This window comes from Devosia sp. MDV22-iso42, assembly GCF_058629155.1.
Genome location: NZ_JBZVWR010000011.1, coordinates 205,165 through 221,418 on the forward strand (window position 1 = coordinate 205,165; position 16,254 = coordinate 221,418).

Below are 16,254 nucleotides of genomic sequence, written 5' to 3' on the forward strand. Positions count from 1 at the left end.
GCGTGCTTCCTATGGCTTGAGAAGGGGTTGGGCAAAGGCGCCCAGATTGCACAGCCCCACCAGAGCGCGACCGACATCGAACGCCTCCGGCAGATCGCTGGCGGCCGCCGCGGCCAGGCCGAGCGCGGCACCCTCGAACAGGTGGTACAGGAACAGGGCATCGGCTTGCGGGATGACGGTCACCATCACCTCCAGCGCCGGCCGGCTGACCAGCACCGCCTCGGCGCCCGGATGCACCACCACGCCGTCAGCCTGATGCGCCGACCAGATCGAGCCTACCGGGTGGGCCGAAGCGATGAGGCTTGCCGCCGGGTGGGCCGCGAGGCGCAGCTCTGGCAGCCTGGCCTGGTCAATCGATGCCAGGGCAGTGATGGACATTGGCACCATGTCGGCGGCGTTGTAGGCAATTGACCAGGCCTCTTCCATCCGCGCCATGTCGGCCAGATAAGGCACGGCGCGAGCCGGGTCAAAACGCTCGATGAAGGCGGCAAAGTCGGCGCCATAAAGCTGCATGATCGGCGAGGCGGGCTTATGGTCGGCCACGTAGAGCCGCGCCATGGCGGTGAAGAAGTCAGTGCCGACGAGGCGCGCACAGACCGGGTACTTGGCCGTCAGCACGCCGACCAGGCCTACATGGACATTGTTGCGATAGACGGCAAAGCGTTTGGCGTCGCTGTCGCCACGATGGGACACAATGCCGGGCGGCACCGGCAGCGCCGGATCGACCAGCGCCGCGGCGAATGCCGCTTGCGCCTCCAGGGGGACGCTCACGCGACGCGCTCGCGGCGATGCTGCTGCAGCGCGCTCATCGCCAGCGCCGCATCGACAATGCCCGCCTCCTCGGCCAGCACGGCAAAGGCGGGCACGTCATTGTCCCATTCGACCAGGGTCGGCAGCGGGCCGGTACGGGCCAAAGTATGGGTAAAGAGCGCAAAGACATCGGGGCTGACGCGCGAGGCATGCGCGTCAATCAGCAGCCTTTCGCCGGCGGCATCGGTGGTTTCGTCATAGCCGGCCAGATGGATTTCGCCGACCTGGTGCAGCGGGAAGCGGTCCACATAGGCGACGGGATCGAGCCGATGGTTGACGGCCGAGACCATGACATTGTTGACGTCGAGCAGCAGGCCGCAGCCGGTGCGCTCGGCAATGGCGGCGAGGAAATCGACCTCATGGATGCTGCTTTCGGCAAACAGCACATAGGTGGAGGGGTTTTCCAGCAGCATGCGGCAGCCCAGCGCCTGCTGTACCTGGTCGACATGGGAGACCACATTGTCCAGCGTCGCCGGCGTATAGGGCAGCGGCAGCAGATCATTGAGGCTTGCCTGCTCGTGGCTCGACCAGGCCAGGTGCTCGGAAAACGATTGCGGCCGGTAGCGTTCGGTCAGCGCGCGCAGGCGGCGCAAATGGTCGCGATCAAGCGGGCCGGCGCCGCCGATGGAAAGACCCACGCCGTGCAGCGACAGCGGATAGTGCGCGACGATGTCGGCGAGGTAGCGATGCGGCGGACCGCCATCGCCCATATAGTTTTCGGCATGCACTTCGAAAAAGCCGATTTCGGGCCGGGTGGCCAGGATTTCGGCATAGTGCTGGGGCTTGAGCCCGAGGCCGGCGCGCGCCGGCAGCTTGGCTGACTGCATGATGATCACCCTTAAGCAAAGGCCGGAGATCCGGGCAGCCGGACCTCCGGGGCAATGGCGGCCGAATCAGGCCTTGGGCAGGTCGCGATCGAGCTCTTCGAGCGACCCCATGCGGTCGCCTTCGAAGGACATGGTCAGGCAGGTGCCGGCCGGCACGGCCTTCCAGGCATTGCCCTGGTAGTCGATCACCGAGGTGCCGGCGCAGGTGGTGCCGGGGCCGGCGGCGCAGTCATTCTGACCGGCCAGGGCGACGCCATAGCATTTTTCGGTGGCATCCTGAGCGGTGGCGGCGGGCACTGACACGGCCGAAATGGCGGCAAGCAGAGAGGCGGCGAGCAAGAGTGAATTGCTGGACTTCATGGTGTGGTTCCTTCCTTGCGGCGAAGCCCTGACTGGCTTCGTGCAGGTTAGTTCGCGCCACGGCGCCGGCCGTTACCGGCCTTCAGATCACGAATTCGTGTTCGAACTTGAAGCGAGGGGAAATCGCCCCCCCCGGGCTAGAGGGCCGCCATGGTCGAATAGGTGCCCACCGGGCAGGCGGCATTGGGATCAAGCGGGGCGGTGCGCGGGTCGTTCTGGTTGAAGACGTAGCGCTGCTCGCAGACGTCCCAGGTCGGCGGCTGGCCGGCCAGGTCGAAAGCATCGGTGCCGAGCTTGAGATTGCGCCAGAAGGCGGTGTGCGGGCTGGCGACGTGACGCGCCAGGTTCTCCTCGGTCATGGGGAAGGGCAGCAGCTGCAGCTGGAAGGCGCTATTGCCGCCGCGGAAGGTCTCGCGGGCAAGGGCATAGATCTCCTTGATGCCGTCATCGGTCATGGCGTAGCAGCCGACCGACAGGCAGTCGCCATGGATCATCAGATAGGTACCGGTGCGGTCCAGCGCCTGATCGAACTTGTTGGGGAAGCCGGTATTGAAGGACAGGTGATAGGAGGACTTGGGGTTGAGCAGCGCCGGGGTGACGTCGTAGAAACCCTCGGGCGACTGGTAGTCGCCCTGCTTGACCTTGGGGCCGAGCGTACCCGACCATTTGCAGATCGGGTAGGTCTTGAGCAGGGCATAGCGGCCCGACCTGGTGCGCTTCCAGACTTCGAGCTCGGAGCTTTCCTTGTAGACCCGGATCATCATCGGCTCGGCCGGCGAGGAGCCGATGGCCGCCAGGCGCTCGACCAGCGGCTTGGGCAGCGGCACATTGCCGCGATTGTCCCCGGCGAACTGGCACCCGGCCAGGACCGTAACGGCCAGCAGCAGGACAAAAGTGCGAAGAACGTTGGTGAGCATGGGCCATCCCGTCAGGTTTTGCCGCAAGATGGGACCGAGCGGTTACCGGAAGATGAACTTTACGAATCTGTGACCGGACGGGTCCGGCCTTGCGGCAGGGCGCTGCGGGCCACATATTGGGGCATGGTGCAAAAAGACCCGGTGAAGCGACAAACCTCTGGATTGCCCGACAAGGGCAAGGTCAGCGGCAATATTGCGGCTTTCGTGCAGAAAGTCGGCACCATGGCCCGGCCGAACGCGGCCCAGGACGGGCGGCTGCTGTTCGCGCTGGACGCGACGATGAGCCGCCAGCCGACCTGGGACTTGGCCTGTTCGCTGCAGGCGGAGATGTTTGCCGCCATTCCCAAGCCAAGCGCGCTGCAGGTACAGCTGCTGTATTTCCGCGGCTTCGGCGAATGCCGGGCCAGCAAATGGGTGCTCGACGGCGACGCTCTGGCCAGGCTGATGAGCGGCATCGACTGTCGCGGCGGCCATACCCAGATTGCCAAGGTTTTTGCCCACGCCCGTGCCGAGCACAAGCGGCGGCGGATCAATGCGGTGATCTATGTCGGCGACGCGATGGAAGAAAATGTCGACGACCTGGCCGAAAAGGCCGGGCAGCTGGGCCTGCTGGGTCTGCCGCTGTTCATCTTCCAGGAGGGTCGCGACGCCCAGGTGGAAGCCGCCTTCCGCGACTTTTCCCGGCTGAGCAAGGGCGCTTACGCTCGCTTCGACGCCAATGCGCCGCAGGAGCTGGCCGCCCTGCTCAAGGCGGTGGCCGCCTATGCCAGCGGCGGGCGCGACCTGCTGAAGCTGCAGGCCAGCGGCCAGGCAAAGGCGCTGCTGGCGCAATTGCCATCATGACCTATTTCTTTGTCGGCGGGCTGGCGCTGCTGGCGGTTCTTGCTGCCGTCAATTATGCGCGCGGGCTGGACCAACGCGTGCTGTGGCGGGTTCTGCGCTATCTGGTCGGCGGGCTGGGCGGGTTAGCCGCCATCGGCCTGCTGCTGGCGCGGCGGATCGATATCGCGCTGTTTGTCGGCGCGGCTGCCATAGCCGTGCTGCGGACCGGGCGGCTGGGGCCGATCTCGTTTGACGGGCCGGCCATGGATGCAGGCAATATCTCCAAGGTGCAGAGCTACAGCTTTGCCATGGAGCTCGACCACGATACCGGCGCGGTCTCGGGCCGAGTGCTCAATGGCCAGTTCGCCGGGATGGACCTGCTCGATCTGGGCGAGAACGAGACCCGGGCGCTGCTGGCCGAAGTCGGCAGCGATGCCGACAGCCTCAGCCTGCTGGAAAGCTGGCTCGATGCCAATCGCGCCGGCTGGCGCGAATATTTTGCCGAACAGGATGCCGGTGGCGGCGCTACCGCCCCGAGCGGCGGCGATCCGATTACCGAGGCCTATGAGGTATTGGGCCTCAAACCCGATGCCAGCGAGGATGACATCCGCACCGCCCATCGCGAGCTGATGAAGGCCGTGCATCCCGATCACGGCGGTTCGAGCTATCTCGCGGTCAAGATCAACCAGGCGCGCGATCTGCTGCTCAAGCAGCGGCAATAGAGCGCGTCGGCCGGCCCGTCATCAAGGAGCTTGTCTTGCCTCAGATCGATCCGTCCGTGCTGCCGCCGCATGTCGAACCGCATCGCGAGCCGCTGTCGCTGCTGCAGTCGCTGCGGGCGGCGCGCCAGAACGTGCTCGAGATCATCCCGGCCATCGCCTATCGGCAGCCCATGGTGTCGGGCCGCATGGGCGCGCGCTGGCACATGGTGCAGGACCCGGCCGCGCTGCGGCGCATCTTTCTCGACAATGCGGCGAACTATCCCAAATCCGAAGTGATGCTGCGCATGCTGCGGCCAGCGATCGGCAACAGCCTGTTCACGGCCGAAGGCGCCGATTGGCGCTGGCAGCGACGGGCCGTCGCTCCGGTCTTTGCCCAGCGCAATGTCACCGCCCTGGCGCCGGTGATGACGGCCACGGCCGAACGGGCAGCACAGCGGCTGGGCGCTGCCGGACCGCAAGCCGAAATGGTGGGGGAAATGCTGACGGCCACGTTCGACGTGATCTGCGAAGTAGCGCTGTCGGGCCGCGAGCACTTTGATGCCGGGGTCTATGGCGCCGCCATCATCCGCTATTTCGAGACCGCCGGAAAAGCCTCGCTGCTGGACTTCCTGCGCGTCCCGAGCTGGTTTCCACGGCCCGGCGAAGTGCTGGGCATGGGCGCCGTGCGCACCATGCACGACATGGTGGAAAAAGCCATTGCGGCGCGCCGAAAACAGGCAACGGGTACGGCGGATGACCTGCTCGATTTCATGCTCAAGGCGCAGGATCCGGAAACCGGGCGGACCATGTCGCCGCAGGACGTGCTGCACAATATGCAGTTCTTTATCGTTGCCGGGCACGAGACCACGGCGCTGGCGCTGAGCTGGGCGCTGCAGCTGCTGGCCCTGACCCCCGCCATCCAGGAGCAAGCCCATGCTGAGGCGCGCGCCGCACTGGGCGAGCAGCCGGCCGGGCTCGAGCATCTCGACGCCATGCCGCTGGGCCGCCGCATCCTCGAGGAAGCCATGCGGCTTTATCCGCCGGTGGGCATGCTGGCGCGGGAGGTGCGGGCCAGCGACGAACTGGGCGGCCGGCAGATTGCCCCCCATGACGTGATCTTCCTGCCGCTCTATGCGCTGCACCGCCACGAATTGCTGTGGGACGACCCCAACAGCTTCAATCCTGATCGGTTCCTCCCGGAGGCGGCCAAGGCCCGCGACCGCTATGCCTATCTGCCCTTCGGTGCCGGTCCGCGCGTCTGCGTCGGCGCCAACTTTGCCATGATGCAGGCCCAGATTATCCTCGCGACCCTGCTGGCGCGGTTCCGCTTCGCGCCGGGCCCCGAGCCCCTGCCCCGGCCGACCATGCTGATGACGGTACGTCCCGATACCGGGATCAACCTGCGCGTAACGCCGCGATAGTAGATTCAACCCTCAGCCCGGCTTGACCGGGTTGAGGCGGCGCCAGGCCTGGTATTCGTCATTGGCGTCGGGATGGAGCGGGTAATAGCGCTGCAGCGGCGCGCCCTCCATCAGCTTGATGCGGGAGAATTCTTCCCACTCGGCATGCTTTTGACCGTCGGCGATCACCTGCTCGGCCATCGATACCGGCACGACGACCGCGCCGTCGTCATCGGCCACGATGATGTCGCCGGGCACCACGGTGACGCCGCCACAGGCGATGGTCACGTTGACCGCATAAGGATAGATGTCGGTCTGCACGTGGTAGTTGGGCGACCAGCCCTTGAGCCACAGGGCCAGGTCTAGCTTTTCCACATTGGGCCGATCGCGCATCACGCCATCGATGATGATGCCGGCGCCGCCGCGGCCCTTGAAATAGGTGCTCATCATGTCGCCGAAAATGCCCGAGCGCATGTCGCCGCGCGCATCCACGACCACCACGTCGCCATCCTGCACGTGATAGAGCACATGGCGGTGCAGTTGCGTCTCGGGATCGGCATATTCGCCTTCGCTGAACAGGTCCGGCCGTTGCGGCAGGCATTGCAGCGTCAGAGCGGGTCCGCAGATCACCTTGCCCTTTGTCTGGGGCAGGATGCCGGTCATGTGCGGGTTCTTGAAGCCCATATGGCCGAGCGTGCCGGCAATGGTGGCGGCGCCCAGACCTCTGAGCCCCTCGATCAGGTGCCTGGGCGGCCGCGTGATATCGGCGGACGTGGTCATGCTTCTTCTCCCTGCAGTGCTGACGCTACCAATTGGTCACCGAGCCATCGCGCCGCCGCAGATGCGGCGCTTCCCAGAAGGCAAAGCTCTGCTTGGCCAAAAGTTCTTCATTGACCTCCACGCCCAGGCCCGGCGCGTCGCTGACCGGATAGACAGCGCCCTGCAGCTTCGGCTGTACCGGGAAAAACGCGTCATTGTCGAAGCCCAGGCCCCGCTCGGGTGCCCGGGTTTCGAGCCAGGCGAAGTTGGGTACCGCGGCGGCAAAGTGAATGGTGGCAGCGGTGCAGACAGGACCGAGCGGGTTGTGCGGCATCAGGTCGACATAATGCGCCTCGCTCCAGCCGGCGACCTTCATCGCCTCGGTCAGGCCACCGACATTGCAGACGTCCAGCCGATTGAACTGGTGAATGCCGCGCTCGATATAGGGCAGGAACTGCCACTTGCTGGAAAATTCCTCGCCGATGGCGAAGGGAATGTCGGTCATGGTGCGCAGCGATTCATAGGCCTCCGGCGTCTCGTCGCGGATCGGCTCCTCGAGGAAATCGAGCACACCGCGGTCGAGCTTGCTGCAGAAGCTGGCCGCCTCGGCGACCGAGAGACGGTGATGATAGTCGATGCCCAGCACCACTTCGCTGCCCAGTTCCTCGCGCGCCTTGTTGAGGATGCGCGCGGTGGCGGCAATGGACTGGCGCGGCTCGAAGATGTCGGGGCTGTCCTGGCCGATGGGGAAGAAGCGGATGGCGTCAAAGCCCATTTCCCTGAGTTCATGCGCCCGTTCGATGGCGCCCTCGCCGGCGCTGTCGCCAGTCGAGGCAAAGGCGGGGACTGCATGGCGTTGCTTGCCCCCGAGCAGGTCATAGACCGGCACGCCGAGCGCCTTGCCCTTGATGTCGTGCAGCGCAATATCGATGGCCGAAATCGCCGCCTGCAGCACGCGGCCGCCCTCGAAATACTGGCTGCGATAGAGTTCCTGCCAGATGCGGCCGATCTGCATGGCGTCCCGACCGATGAGGAATTCGCGGTAGTGCTCGATCGCGCCGGCCACCGCCTTTTCGCGCCCCGTCAGCCCGCTTTCGCCCCAGCCGAAAATGCCCTGATCGGTCTCGATCTTGACCAGGAACTGGTTCCGGATACCCACCCGGACCGGATAGGGCTTGATGGCGGTGATCTTGAGCTTGAGGGGCATGGATAGTCTCGGAAAAGCGGGTTAACCGGCGTGCAGGGCCATTTCGGTCTGGCCGTCGAACAGATGAATGCGATCCTGGTCGAATTCGAGCCAGACCATTTCATCGGGTTCGACCCTGGCGGTCGATGGCAGGCTTATATTGACCACGGCGCCAGACAGGAAGGCCTGGACGAAGGTGATGTCCCCGGTCGGCTCGACGGTATAGACGCGGGCCGGTACGGCGCCCGCCACGGCTGACTTGTGCAGCTTGATGGTGGAGTGACGCGCCCCCAGCACCACCTTGGATGAGCTGGCGGCGGCAACCTTGCGGGCATTGGCGTCCGACAGCGGCAGCAGCCAGCCCTCGGCGCTGCTGAGCGCCGTGCGCCCCTCGCTCGTGGTGGCCTCGAGCGGCACCAGGCTCATGGCCGGGCTGCCGATGAAGCTGGCCACGAACATGTTGACCGGATTGGCAAAGACCTGGGCCGGCGTATCATATTGCTGCAGCAGACCGGCATTCATCACCGCCATCTTGTCGGCCATGGTGACGGCCTCGAGCTGGTCATGCGTCACATAGATAATGGTGGCATGCAGATCCTGGTGGAAGCGCTTGAGCTCGCTGCGCATCTGCACGCGCAGCTTGGCGTCGAGATTGGAGAGCGGCTCGTCCATCAGGAAGACCGCCGGATCGCGCACCAGAGCCCGGCCGAGCGCCACACGCTGCTGCTGGCCGCCGGACAGTTCGCGCGGCTTGCGCTCGAGCAGATGGGTGATGTCGAGCACCTTGGCGGCTTCCCTGACCTTGCGGTCGATCTCCTCTTTGGGCAGCCGGCGCATCTGCAGCGGAAAGGCCAGGTTTTTGTAGACGGTCTTGTTGGGGTAGAGCGCGTAGTTCTGGAACACCATGGCGATGTCGCGATCCTTGGGATCGAGATCGTTGACCACGCGGTCGCCGATGATGATGTCGCCCGAGGTGATCGGGATCAGCCCGGCAACCAGGTTGAGCGTGGTGGTCTTGCCGCAGCCGGACGGGCCGACGAGCGCGACAAACTCGCCATCGTTGACGGTCAGCGAGACGTCCTTTGCGGCAAAGATCGAGCCGTAGGTCTTGACGAGATCCCTGAGAACCACCTGGGCCATGAATGCAACCTTCTAGTGTTTGACGGCGCCTTCGGTGAGCGCACGCACGAAATATTTCTGCAGCACGAGAAACAGCACGACGACCGGCACGCTCATCATGAAGCTGGCCGCCATCAGGCCGGGGAAATCCGTGGTGTTCTCGGAAAAGAAGCGCTGGATGCCCACGGGCAGCGTCAGCTGCTCGTTCTTGGTGAGGAAGGTGGCGGCATAGATGTATTCGTTCCAGGCGCCGATGAAGGAGTAGATCGCCGTGGCGATGATGCCGGGCACCGAGAGCGGGGTGACGATGAGCAGGAAGGCCTGGAAGCGGGTGGCACCATCGATCCGGGCGGCCTGTTCGAGCTGGATCGGGATATTGTCGTAGAAACCCTTGAGCAGCCAGATGGCCAGCGGCAGGCCGAAGGTGAGATAGGTCAGGATCAGCGAGCCATGCGTGTTCACCAGGCCCAGCCAGCGCATCAGGATGAACAGCGGCACGAGGAAGATCACCGCCGGGAACATGTTGCGCAGCAGCACCGCGAAGAACAGGAAGCGGCGGCCGGGGAAGTGGAAGCGGGAAAAGGCATAGGCGGCCGGCACGGCGACGAGCACGGCCAGAATTGTCGTGACCGTCGAGACGAAGAGGCTGTTCCAGAAGAACCGCAGGAAGTCCTGCCCGACGCTGTTCTGCGGATCGAGCAGCTTGTGATAACTCGCCAGCGTCGGCTCGGACGGCCACCACTGCGGCGGAAACTGCATGGCGGCAAAGCCTGACTTGATTGAGGTCAGCAGCATCCACACCATGGGAATGGCAGTGTAGAGCAGCATGAGCGCGAGGAAGACGCGGCCGGTCCAGCGCCAGCCGTCGATCCCCTTGCGGCTGCGTGGCGTCGTGATGGTGGCTGGGGTGGTCACGCGCCCTGCTCCCTCTTCTCATTGCCGCTCAGGGCCCGGACATAGAAGTAGCCCAGCGCCATCAGGATGAGGAACAGCAGCACCGAATAGGCCGCCGCCACACCCCAGCGCTGCCGCCCGAAGGCCAGCTCATAGATATGGGTGATCCAGATATGGGAGGCGTTGGACGGGCCGCCGCCGGTCATGATCCAGGGGATGATGAAGGAATTGAAGTTGGCCACCGCCAGCAACAGGATGGTCACCGTCGAAACGCTGGCCAGATGCGGGAAGGTCACGTGCCAGAAGCGCTGCCAGGCAGAGGCGCCATCCACCTTGGCGGCGCGCAGCAGCTGTTCAGGTACTGTCTGCAGCCCGGCCATGATCATGATCATGGCGAAGGGAAATTCGCGCCAGATATTGACCACGATCAGCGAGGGCAGCACGGTGTGGACATTGTCGATGAAATTGGGCTGGCGGTCGACGAGGCCGAACTGCACCATCACCGCGCCGATAATGCCGAAATCGGAATGGTACATCCATTTCCAGATATAGGACGCAGCCACCGCGCTGATCACCCAGGGGATGATCAGGATGGCGCGCAGCACGGCGCGGCCGGCAAAATCGCGATGCAAAGCCAGCGCGGCGCCGAAGCCCAGGACGAAGGCAATGAGCGTCGAGGCCAGGGTCCAGATGACGGTGTTGAGGGTGACGCGCCAGAACACGTCGCTGGAGAGAATGGCGGCGTAGTTGTCGGCACCGACGAAGATCTTGTCGCGCAGCTGCAGCCCCGGCGGGGTGCGGAAAAAGGACAGGTCGAAGGTGTAATAGATGGGATAGGCGATGACGATGAGCATCACCACGATGGCGGGCATCACGTAAAGATAGTCGGCGCGGCTGTTCCACATCTGCTGGCGCAGACTGGGCCGGGTCGGCAGGGCCCGCTGGGGAGCGACATGGCCGGCAGGTATGGTCATAGTGCTGCTCCTGGGGACTGAACGCGGGCGAGAAAGCCGACCGGCAGCACTTGGGGCCGCCGGTCGTGGTCGCAGGGAGGGCGCCTAGAGGCCGCCGCCCTCGGTAACCTCCCGGACCTTCTGTGCGGCATCCTCGGCCGCCTCATCCACCGTCATGGCGCCGGTCAGGGCGTTCTGCAGCATGTCGGGGATGATGATGTTCATGATCTCGGGCGTTTCCGGCAGGGTCGGGAACGGCACGCCATAGGGCAGCATCGAGGTCGTGACATCGAGGAACTTGATGGAGTCGAGACGCTCCTTCATCCACTTGGTCTTGAAGCCGTTGAGATTGCCGGGGTTGGAGCCGGCATAGGCCATTTTCAGCGACCATTCCGGACTGGTCCAGAAGCAGATGATCGCCTTGGCCGCCGCCTCGTCCACCACGCCACCCTCGACATATTCAGGGTTGAGTATGTGGATGTTGGAGCCACCGAACACCACGGCCCGCTTGCCGTCCGGACCGGTCGGGATCAAGCCGTAGCGCATATTGTCGATGACGGTCTGGGCCTTTTCCTTGTCGGTACCGGTGGCCTTGGCCTGCAGATCGAGCATCACGTTGTAGTCGGACGGATGGGAGATCATCATGGCCAGTTGCCCGGCCAGGAAGAGCGGCTGATTATCCGCCTGCTGGTTGGTCAGGGCCGAGACCGGGACCGACTGGTCGCGGACATACATGTCATAGGAGGCCTGCAGGGCCTGCTTGCTGGCATCGCTGTCGAGGCGAATCTCGCCATAGTTCGGATTGGGATCGGCCTCGTCGAACACGCCGCCACCATAGCCCCAGAGCTGGGGCATGAAGCGATAGGGCGTGTTGCCGGCATTCTTGCGGGCTACCAGGCCATAACCGGCAATGCCGAGCTTGTCGTGGATTTGCTTGGAATAGGCCACCACGTCATCCCAGGTGGCGGGTGGCGCCTCGGGATCCAGCCCGGCCTGCTTGAAGATGTCGGCGTTCCAGATCAGCGCCATGGTCTCGTTATTGGTCGGGATGCCGTAGGCCTTGCCCTCCCACATCACCGACTTCATCGCGCCCGGCCAGAAATCCTCGCTTTTCCAGCCGACATCTTCGGGGCTCAATTCCTGCAGATAGCCCTTGGAGGCGAATTCGACGCCACCCAGGATCTGCAGGCGCACCACCATCGGCCCGGCATTGCCCAGCAGGGCCGTGCGGAACTTGTCGAGCAGGTCGTTATAGGTAAGCGCCTGCTCCTCAAGCTCGATATTGGGATAGGTGGTGCGGAAAGCCTCGAAAAAATCCCTGTAGTACTGGCGCAGCAGATCGGGATCGCCCTCGAACACGCCCTGGTACCAGAACGTCAGCTTGCCCTGGTAGTCGAGCGGCGTGACTGCGCCGCAGGCCTCGGCGGTATCGAATTCCTCGGTGCCGGCAATCGAGCGCACATATTCCGGCGACCACTGGCTGATATCGACGCTTTGACCGAGCACAGAGGTGCTCAGCATCGACACGGCAAGCGCAGACACTACTGCGCCATGCGCAAGCGCACGGCCCAATCGGTAGTTGCTCATAAAATCCTCCTGTCGCCCTGCCAGCATCCCTCCGCCGCAGGTCCCTTTGCGGCGCCGTGCATCGGGCTTTGCCTCTTATGCACATCTCGCCATGGCACTAGGTATGCAGAAGCCATATTGCGTGTCAACTGAATTGGATCGTACATTGTTTGATACCGACTATGTATGATATCAAGAAGGCAAGTTGTCGTTTCGGGGGCATGATTTGGCGAGCACCAGTGAATTCAAGATTTCTCCGCCAGTTGGGCTGGAAGAAATCGACGTCTCCAGCCAGCGCGCGGTCTCGCTCTATGAGGCCATTCGCGAGGACATTCTGTCCGGGCGGCTGCAGCCCAATGAGCGCCTGGTGGTTGCTGATCTGGCTGAACGACTGGGCACCTCGACCAATCCGGTGCGCGAGGCGCTGCAGATGCTGCGCGGCGAGGGCTATGTGATGTTCTCGCCTAATCGCGGCGCCCGTGTGCGGCCGATCGACCACGACTTCGTGCGCAATATCTACGAGATCAGCACGCTGATCGAGCCGGCCCTGACGCACTGGTTTGTCGGCATGGCGACCGATGTCGACATTGCCGAGCTCGAGCGCATCCAGCGGCTCATCGAAGAGAACAATTTCGTCGATGCCGTGCTGCACAGCGGTCTAGACGTGCAGTTTCACACCGTGGTCTACCAGCGCCACTACAACCGTCACGCCGCCGAGATCTGGTGGAAACACCGCCAGGTGCTGCGGGCGGTGACGCAGCGCTTCGCCTATACCCTGGCCCGGCGCAGCCAGGTCATCCGCGAGCATCGCGAACTCATCGAACTGGTCAAGGCAGGCGAGGCCGACAAGGCCGCCGCCTGCGTGGCCCGCCATGTTGAAAGCTCGGGCCGGCATATCCTCGAGCAGATGCGCGCCCACCATGCGGCACAGGCAGGATAGGCCGCCGCCCCCGATACGACTGTGCCGCTAGCGGAGCTCACTGAAAGGCAGCAGAAATGAGAATTACCGGCGTCAAGCCATGGCTGATCAAGTCCAGCGCCTCCTATTGGGGCGAGTTCCTTTTCGTGGAGGTGACCACGGATGCGGGCGTCACCGGCTGGGGGGAAATCACCAGCACGACCTATGTGGCTAACCGGGCCCTCTGCGTCATGCTCCGCCAGATCAGCACCATCATCGAAGGCGATGATCCGGCCCATATCGAGCGGATCTGGCACAAGATCTTCCGCAACTTTACCTATATGGGCAGCCGCGGCGCCGCGGTGGAATGCGTCAGCGCCATCGACATCGCGCTGTGGGACATTCGCGGCAAGGTGCTGGGCCAGCCGATCTATGAACTGCTCGGCGGGCCGGTGCGCGACGACATCCTGCTCTACACCCATCCCGACCAGCGCAAGTTCACCAGCGACGCCGCCGTGGTGCAGGAGATCGAGGACATCATCGCCTCGGGCCATACGGCGCTCAAGTTCGACCCCTTCCCGCAGCAGGGCCCCAAGGGGCGGGACGGCATCGCCCGCGAACAGTCCGAGGGGTATCTGGACGGTTCGATGAACCGCAAGGACGAGCGTGCGGCGGCCGAGCTGACCGCCCTGATCCGCCAGACAGCGGGGCCCGACATCGACATTCTGATCGATGCGCATGGCCGGTTCGACGTCCCCACGGCCATAAGGCTGTGCCGCACGCTCGAGGAGGCCGGCGACATCGACTGGTTCGAGGAGCCGGTGCCGCCCGAAAGTCTGAATGCGCTCAAGCAGGTGCGCGACAAGGTCAGCGCGGCGATTTCCTGGGGCGAGCGCGGCCATACCAAATGGGATTTCGTGCCGGTGCTGGAAGGCCAGCTGGCCGATTTCATCATGCCCGACGTCACCTGGACCGGCGGCATTACCGAGCTGAAGAAGATTTCGGCCTTGTGCGAGGCCTATTACATCCCGGTCTCGCCGCATGACGCGGCCGGGCCGATCAATGTGGTGGCCGGCGCGCAGGTGATGATGACGGTGCCCAATTTCTACCGGCTGGAAACCTCGGAATGGAACCTGAGCAAATACGACCACCTGATCGACAAGCCGCTCGACAATTCCCATGGCAGTCTCAAGCTCAACAAGGCGCCGGGCCTGGGCATTGAGATGAACCGGGATTATCTGACCGACAACCTGATCGAGATTGACTGAGGCGACAGCAAGCCAAAGCCGGGGGGACCGCATGGATGCCAATGGAGCTGCCGAAACGATCGAGAGCAATGTCCGCACGGCGTCGCGGCCGAGCGATTTGCGTATTACCGATATCCGCGTCGCCGAGATCGTCGGGGCGCCGTTCACCTCGGCACTGATCAAGGTTTATACCAATCAGGGCCTGGTCGGCCTGGGCGAGGTGCGCGACGGCGCCAGCGCCAGCTATGCGCTGATGCTCAAGAGCCGGCTGCTAGGCGAAAATCCCTGCGACATCGACCGCCTGTTCCGCCGCATCAAGCAGTTCGGCGGCCATGGCAGGCAGGGCGGCGGCGTATCGGGCCTCGAAATCGCGCTCTGGGACCTGGCCGGCAAGGCCTATGGCGTGCCCATCTACCAGATGCTGGGCGGCAAGTTCCGCGACAAGGTGCGCATCTATTGCGATACCGATGCGGAAAAGCCGAGCGGCACCGAAACCGGCAAGCGCCTCAAGGCGCGCATGGATATGGGTTTCACCTTTCTCAAGATGGATCTCGGCCTGATGCAGATCGCCGACATTCCCGGCGCCGTGGTCGCCCCGGCCGGTTCGCTCGAAGGTTATCGCGTGCATCCTGGCCGCGGCTCGGTCAAATCCATGGAAGACCGCCGCGCCCGCAATGCCGTCTATGACACGCATAATGTGCGGCACCCGTTTACGGGCCTGCATTTCAGCGACAAGGGTCTCGACCTGCTCGAGCAGTATATCGCCGAGGTGCGCGACGTCATCGGCTACGAAATCCCCCTGGCCATCGACCATGTCGGCCATATCTCGCTGCAGAACGGCATACGCCTGGCCCGGCGCATCGAGAAATACGTGCCGGCCTGGCTCGAGGACGTCATCCCCTGGCAATATACCGAGCAGTACCGCCAGCTGCAGGACGCCACCACGGTGCCGATCTGCACGGGCGAGGATATCTATCTCAAGGAGGCCTTCGAGCCGCTGCTCAGAAGCGGCGGCGTCTCGGTCATCCATCCGGACCTGCTGACCTCGGGCGGGATCCTCGAAACCAAGAAGATCGGCGACATGGCGCAGGACCATGGCGTGGCCATGGCCATCCACATGGCCGAAAGCCCGATCGCGGCGATGGCGGCCGCGCATGTGGCGGTGGCCACGGAGAATTTCATGGCGCTCGAATATCATAGCGCCGACGTGGACTGGTGGGACGACATCGTCACCGGCCTGCCCAGGCCGCTGGTGCAGGACGGCTTCATCACCGTGCCCGACAAGCCGGGCCTGGGCATCGACGACATCGTCGACGACGTCATCCGCCAGCACCTACAGCCTGGCGTCACCGGCATCTGGCAGCCGACCGAAAGCTGGGACGACGACTATTCCTGGGACCGCACCTGGAGCTGACCGGCGCGGGACCGAATGACAATCAACCGACTTCAGGGAAGAGCGATGATCTACGAAATGCGCGTCTATGACTGCCTGCCCGGCCGCCTGCCGGCGCTGCTGGCACGCTTCAACGACCACACCCTGGCGCTGTGGGACAGGCACGGCATCAGGCAGGCGGGGTTCTTCACCACCGTCATTGGCGAGAACAACAACCGGCTGACCTATTTCCTGGCCTGGCAATCGCTGGCCGAGCGCGAGAGCAAATGGGCCGCGTTCATCAAGGATCCCGACTGGCTCAAGGCCCGCGACGAGTCCGAAGCCGACGGTCAGATCCTCGCCAATGTCAGCAGCCAGATCCTGGCGCCGACCACCTTCTCGTCCGTGCAATAGGAGGGGCAT

General features: G+C 64.0%; 17 protein-coding genes. 7 read left to right on the forward strand and 10 right to left on the reverse strand.

Going from position 1 to position 16,254, the window contains the following annotated elements:
• Positions 1-9: 9 nt before the first annotated feature.
• The 4 genes from AC4NN3_RS14420 to AC4NN3_RS14435 form a co-directional block, all read right to left on the reverse strand.
• A complete protein-coding gene (locus AC4NN3_RS14420; protein ID WP_491927774.1) occupies positions 10-771 on the reverse strand; it encodes an HvfC/BufC family peptide modification chaperone in 762 nt (253 codons plus the stop codon).
• Positions 768-1,637, reverse strand: coding sequence for an MNIO family bufferin maturase (gene bufB / locus AC4NN3_RS14425; protein ID WP_491927775.1), 870 nt, complete (start codon positions 1,635-1,637; stop codon positions 768-770). The genes AC4NN3_RS14420 and bufB overlap by 4 nt, the downstream gene beginning before the upstream one ends.
• 66 nt (positions 1,638-1,703) lie before the next feature.
• Positions 1,704-1,997 carry a BufA1 family periplasmic bufferin-type metallophore gene (locus AC4NN3_RS14430; RefSeq protein ID WP_491927776.1) on the reverse strand — a complete coding sequence of 98 codons (294 nt, stop codon included), beginning with the start codon at positions 1,995-1,997 and terminating at the stop codon, positions 1,704-1,706.
• A gap of 137 nt (positions 1,998-2,134) precedes the next feature.
• Entirely contained in the window at positions 2,135-2,914 is a 780-nt protein-coding gene (locus AC4NN3_RS14435; protein ID WP_491927777.1) for a hypothetical protein, read from the reverse strand.
• A 141-nt stretch (positions 2,915-3,055) separates the two neighbouring features.
• Here AC4NN3_RS14435 and AC4NN3_RS14440 point away from each other — a divergent pair, with 141 nt between their 5' ends.
• The 3 genes from AC4NN3_RS14440 to AC4NN3_RS14450 are packed head-to-tail and all read left to right on the forward strand — an operon-like array spanning position 3,056 to position 5,858.
• On the forward strand, positions 3,056-3,757 hold the full coding sequence (locus AC4NN3_RS14440) for a VWA domain-containing protein (protein ID WP_491927778.1): 702 nt from the start codon (positions 3,056-3,058) through the stop codon (positions 3,755-3,757).
• Positions 3,754-4,458 (forward strand): DnaJ domain-containing protein, encoded by a 705-nt coding sequence (locus tag AC4NN3_RS14445; protein WP_491927779.1) that lies wholly within the window; start codon positions 3,754-3,756, stop codon positions 4,456-4,458. The genes AC4NN3_RS14440 and AC4NN3_RS14445 overlap by 4 nt, the downstream gene beginning before the upstream one ends.
• A 35-nt stretch (positions 4,459-4,493) precedes the next feature.
• Positions 4,494-5,858, forward strand: coding sequence for a cytochrome P450 (locus AC4NN3_RS14450; protein ID WP_491927780.1), 1,365 nt, complete (start codon positions 4,494-4,496; stop codon positions 5,856-5,858).
• Between the two features lie 12 nt (positions 5,859-5,870).
• Here the strand turns inward: AC4NN3_RS14450 and AC4NN3_RS14455 are convergent, their stop codons facing one another.
• From AC4NN3_RS14455 to AC4NN3_RS14480, 6 genes are all read right to left on the reverse strand, one after another.
• Positions 5,871-6,617, reverse strand: coding sequence for a ribonuclease activity regulator RraA (locus AC4NN3_RS14455; protein ID WP_491927781.1), 747 nt, complete (start codon positions 6,615-6,617; stop codon positions 5,871-5,873).
• Positions 6,618-6,642: 25 nt separating this feature from the next.
• A complete protein-coding gene (locus AC4NN3_RS14460) occupies positions 6,643-7,803 on the reverse strand; it encodes a mandelate racemase/muconate lactonizing enzyme family protein (RefSeq protein WP_491927782.1) in 1,161 nt (386 codons plus the stop codon).
• Positions 7,804-7,824: 21 nt separating this feature from the next.
• Positions 7,825-8,922 carry an ABC transporter ATP-binding protein gene (locus tag AC4NN3_RS14465; protein ID WP_491927783.1) on the reverse strand — a complete coding sequence of 366 codons (1,098 nt, stop codon included), beginning with the start codon at positions 8,920-8,922 and terminating at the stop codon, positions 7,825-7,827.
• A gap of 12 nt (positions 8,923-8,934) precedes the next feature.
• Positions 8,935-9,729 carry a carbohydrate ABC transporter permease gene (locus AC4NN3_RS14470; RefSeq protein ID WP_491927879.1) on the reverse strand — a complete coding sequence of 265 codons (795 nt, stop codon included), beginning with the start codon at positions 9,727-9,729 and terminating at the stop codon, positions 8,935-8,937.
• An 83-nt stretch (positions 9,730-9,812) separates the two neighbouring features.
• Positions 9,813-10,769, reverse strand: coding sequence for a carbohydrate ABC transporter permease (locus AC4NN3_RS14475; protein WP_491927784.1), 957 nt, complete (start codon positions 10,767-10,769; stop codon positions 9,813-9,815).
• An 84-nt stretch (positions 10,770-10,853) separates the two neighbouring features.
• Complete coding sequence (locus AC4NN3_RS14480; protein ID WP_491927785.1) at positions 10,854-12,335, reverse strand: ABC transporter substrate-binding protein; 1,482 nt, start codon at positions 12,333-12,335, stop codon at positions 10,854-10,856.
• A gap of 205 nt (positions 12,336-12,540) precedes the next feature.
• Here AC4NN3_RS14480 and AC4NN3_RS14485 point away from each other — a divergent pair, with 205 nt between their 5' ends.
• From AC4NN3_RS14485 to AC4NN3_RS14500, 4 genes are read left to right on the forward strand one after another with little or no spacing between them, the layout of a single operon-like run.
• Entirely contained in the window at positions 12,541-13,254 is a 714-nt protein-coding gene (locus AC4NN3_RS14485) for a GntR family transcriptional regulator (RefSeq protein ID WP_491927786.1), read from the forward strand.
• A gap of 56 nt (positions 13,255-13,310) precedes the next feature.
• Positions 13,311-14,480, forward strand: coding sequence for a mandelate racemase/muconate lactonizing enzyme family protein (locus tag AC4NN3_RS14490; RefSeq protein WP_491927787.1), 1,170 nt, complete (start codon positions 13,311-13,313; stop codon positions 14,478-14,480).
• Between the two features lie 31 nt (positions 14,481-14,511).
• The gene (locus AC4NN3_RS14495; protein ID WP_491927788.1) at positions 14,512-15,873 is read left to right on the forward strand and encodes a mandelate racemase/muconate lactonizing enzyme family protein; all 1,362 of its coding nucleotides are present in this window, start codon (positions 14,512-14,514) and stop codon (positions 15,871-15,873) included.
• 45 nt (positions 15,874-15,918) lie between these two features.
• Entirely contained in the window at positions 15,919-16,245 is a 327-nt protein-coding gene (locus AC4NN3_RS14500; RefSeq protein WP_491927789.1) for an NIPSNAP family protein, read from the forward strand.
• Positions 16,246-16,254 lie beyond the last annotated feature (9 nt).

What these genes read in the sequence shown, in the direction of transcription:
- AC4NN3_RS14445 (WP_491927779.1), top strand. Translation starts at nt 3,754, where the DNA reads ATGACCTATTTCTTTGTCGGCGGGCTGGCGCTGCTGGCGGTTCTTGCT.
- bufB (WP_491927775.1), bottom strand. Translation starts at nt 1,637, where the DNA reads ATGCAGTCAGCCAAGCTGCCGGCGCGCGCCGGCCTCGGGCTCAAGCCC.
- AC4NN3_RS14495 (WP_491927788.1), top strand. Translation starts at nt 14,512, where the DNA reads ATGGATGCCAATGGAGCTGCCGAAACGATCGAGAGCAATGTCCGCACG.
- AC4NN3_RS14430 (WP_491927776.1), bottom strand. Translation starts at nt 1,997, where the DNA reads ATGAAGTCCAGCAATTCACTCTTGCTCGCCGCCTCTCTGCTTGCCGCC.
- AC4NN3_RS14500 (WP_491927789.1), top strand. Translation starts at nt 15,919, where the DNA reads ATGATCTACGAAATGCGCGTCTATGACTGCCTGCCCGGCCGCCTGCCG.
- AC4NN3_RS14480 (WP_491927785.1), bottom strand. Translation starts at nt 12,335, where the DNA reads ATGAGCAACTACCGATTGGGCCGTGCGCTTGCGCATGGCGCAGTAGTG.
- AC4NN3_RS14475 (WP_491927784.1), bottom strand. Translation starts at nt 10,769, where the DNA reads ATGACCATACCTGCCGGCCATGTCGCTCCCCAGCGGGCCCTGCCGACC.
- AC4NN3_RS14435 (WP_491927777.1), bottom strand. Translation starts at nt 2,914, where the DNA reads ATGCTCACCAACGTTCTTCGCACTTTTGTCCTGCTGCTGGCCGTTACG.
- AC4NN3_RS14490 (WP_491927787.1), top strand. Translation starts at nt 13,311, where the DNA reads ATGAGAATTACCGGCGTCAAGCCATGGCTGATCAAGTCCAGCGCCTCC.
- AC4NN3_RS14460 (WP_491927782.1), bottom strand. Translation starts at nt 7,803, where the DNA reads ATGCCCCTCAAGCTCAAGATCACCGCCATCAAGCCCTATCCGGTCCGG.
- AC4NN3_RS14470 (WP_491927879.1), bottom strand. Translation starts at nt 9,729, where the DNA reads ATGCTGCTCTACACTGCCATTCCCATGGTGTGGATGCTGCTGACCTCA.
- AC4NN3_RS14465 (WP_491927783.1), bottom strand. Translation starts at nt 8,922, where the DNA reads ATGGCCCAGGTGGTTCTCAGGGATCTCGTCAAGACCTACGGCTCGATC.
- AC4NN3_RS14455 (WP_491927781.1), bottom strand. Translation starts at nt 6,617, where the DNA reads ATGACCACGTCCGCCGATATCACGCGGCCGCCCAGGCACCTGATCGAG.